General features: G+C 55.7%; 2 protein-coding genes and 1 pseudogene. All 3 read left to right on the forward strand.

Annotation, left to right across the window (positions count from 1 at the left end; all coding sequences use genetic code 11):
• Positions 1–592 precede the first annotated feature (592 nt).
• On the forward strand, positions 593–1,270 hold the full coding sequence (locus Q363_RS31435) for a VIT1/CCC1 transporter family protein (RefSeq protein ID WP_035358677.1): 678 nt from the start codon (positions 593–595) through the stop codon (positions 1,268–1,270).
• A complete protein-coding gene (locus tag Q363_RS31440; RefSeq protein WP_035358678.1) occupies positions 1,267–1,479 on the forward strand; it encodes a hypothetical protein in 213 nt (70 codons plus the stop codon). The genes Q363_RS31435 and Q363_RS31440 overlap by 4 nt, the downstream gene beginning before the upstream one ends.
• A 27-nt stretch (positions 1,480–1,506) precedes the next feature.
• Positions 1,507–1,749 (forward strand): annotated as a pseudogene (locus Q363_RS47305) (VOC family protein); the annotation flags it as partial.
• Positions 1,750–1,958: the final 209 nt, after the last annotated feature.

Raw genomic sequence — 1,958 nt, forward strand, 5'->3', positions numbered from 1 at the left:
ATATCTCGAAAGCCTTCGGGAGAAGCATTCATCACATCTTGGCCAGCAATACCGTGGAAATGAATGTCAAAGAAGCCAGCTGTGATTGTCCCATCTGGGTAGGGACTCAATCCGCCCTGAAAGCGGAAGGATGACAATGAATTCCTGAGGCAGATCGGTCTCGTGCAGGTCGAGTGACATGAAATGCGCGAGGCATCCTTCGATTGCGCTCTCCGTGCTGTTGCTGGCGAGCAATATGACTTAGACTGCAACTGGACTTAGTCCCAACAGTCTCGTCGGAATCCGCATGCAGAAGGAGAGCCGCTCGTCTCCGAGCATTCGGACCTCCATCCGAGCCGACCATTGAGCGACGAGGGACGCCTCTGCTTGACGCTCTCCTTGATTCTCGTGCGGAGAGGCAGATACACGGCCAACCTGCGGGCATAGCGCAAAGGGGATCAGTTCTGGGAGCCGGGTCTTTGCCTGCAAGATTGCCACCGGGTTTTTGCGCTTTAGAGACCGCTTTATTCCACCAGGCGGCTCGCGGGACTTCTTGCGCAAAGCCTTGCCTGGCTCTTGCCACTAGTGCTTCTGCGTAAGATGGAAGAGCAGCTTGGCCAAGCCTATGCCTGAAGACATAGCGAAGTCCAGCAAACATCTACTGCTCGATCCCATGGAGAGGATCTCTGAGGCTCTGTTCGGGCTCATTATGGTACTTACGGTGACCTGCTCGTTCAGCATCGGCGGAGCAGGCGAAACAGAAGTGCGGCAGATGCTGACTGGCGCACTGGGTTGCAATCTGGCATGGGGTGTTATCGATGCCGTCATGTATTGGATGGCTTCCTTCAGTGCGAAAGGTCACGACATTCTCGCTTTGCGAGCAATTCGCATGACTACCGATCCAAAGCAAGCAGATCGCATCATCGCTGACGCGATGCCGTCGCAGATCGCATCCGTCATATCCTCCGAACAATTCGAGGAGATGCGACAGAAGTTGAATCGATTACCAGCCCCACCAACACCGCCGCGGCTTAGTAAAGATGACTGGTTTGGTGGCGTTCGCGTGTTTCTGATTGTTGTTTTGGTGACGCTCCCGGTGGAGCTTCCATTCATTTGGATACACGAAGCCACACGAGCTTTACGTGTCTCGAATGCAGTTGCGGTCTTCATGCTGTTTGTGATGGGGTACGCATACGGATACTATTCTGGTCGTCAGCCTTGGAGAATGGGCATCTTAATGGTGATTGTCGGTAGTGCGATGGTCGGATTAACTATCGCACTCGGAGGATGAAAGCCAGACAAAAGATCGGTGCGCTGGTCGTGGCCGCCGTTCTCTTGGCCGGTCGTGCGTTGGCTCAGCCGGCGGCGGCCGATCCGTCTAATCATCTGTCCACGCATGATTGGGACTTCTCTCTCGCCACACTTGGCTATTTGGTGCCGAACGACATCTCCTACGGATCGCCTACCTTCACAGCGGACCACCGCCGATGTTTCGCGTGAGCCGCTCATCAATAACTGGAGGATCAAATGGCGATTGACGTTCGTAGCATAACTCCGCTGCTTGCAGTGTTCGACATGCCGACCTCGATCAAGTTCTACTGCGAGGGACTAGGCTTCGAAGTCGTCAGCTCAGACGGAAAGCCTGCGCCGCAGTTCGATTGGGTACTGCTCGGGCTGAATGGCGCGGAACTCATGCTGAACACAGCCTACGACGAGGATCAGCGCCCGCCGGCTCCGGATCCTGCGCGTATTCCCGCCCACAAGGACGTCGTAATCTACTTCGGCTGTCCCGACGTAGCAGTATACAGCGTTCGCCACGATCTTCAAACCAGCGGTGATCGCTGCCATCGATCTGCACCAACTCACCATAGGACTCTCGCCTGAGCGAATCCCAGGGATAAGGTGGTTGTTCGATGTGCGACCACGAGCCTTGTGGATCAGCGCACCTCCACCCCCGTCGCGATACGCCGTCAGCAGCC

Source organism: Edaphobacter aggregans DSM 19364 (genome assembly GCF_000745965.1).
Lineage (GTDB): Bacteria > Acidobacteriota > Terriglobia > Terriglobales > Acidobacteriaceae > Edaphobacter > Edaphobacter aggregans.

What these genes read in the sequence shown, in the direction of transcription:
- Q363_RS31440 (WP_035358678.1), top strand. Translation starts at nt 1,267, where the DNA reads ATGAAAGCCAGACAAAAGATCGGTGCGCTGGTCGTGGCCGCCGTTCTC.